Below are 274 nucleotides of genomic sequence, written 5' to 3'. Positions count from 1 at the left end.
TCAGGTCGGAAACGGCAGTCTTTTCATGCATCGACTGGTCCGGCAGCGGGCCGAAGTCGGAGCGCAGGGCGGCAACCATCCAGCCGGACAGGTACAGGTACTTCTTGTTGGTGGTCTTCAGGTGCTTCTTGATCGAGATCAGCTTCTGCTGACCGATGAAGCCGTGCCAGCAGCCCAGGGACTGGGTGTAGAGGGAGGAGTCGGCGTCATACTCTTCCATGTCCTTGCGCATGATGTCAGCAGTGTACTGAGCGATTTCCAGACCGGTCTTGAA

General features: G+C 57.7%; 1 protein-coding gene. It reads right to left on the bottom strand.

The features are described from left to right. A partial coding sequence (locus Q5762_RS38310) for a hypothetical protein (protein ID WP_315896933.1) occupies positions 1-232 on the bottom strand: 232 nt, incomplete at its 3' end. Positions 233-274: the final 42 nt, after the last annotated feature.

Origin of the sequence: Streptomyces sp. P9(2023) (assembly GCF_032436795.1) — a bacterium.
Classification (GTDB): Bacteria; Actinomycetota; Actinomycetes; order Streptomycetales; family Streptomycetaceae; genus Streptomyces.
The sequence above is the reverse complement of the archived record's forward strand: the minus strand, read 5'-3'. Positions and strand labels throughout refer to the sequence as shown.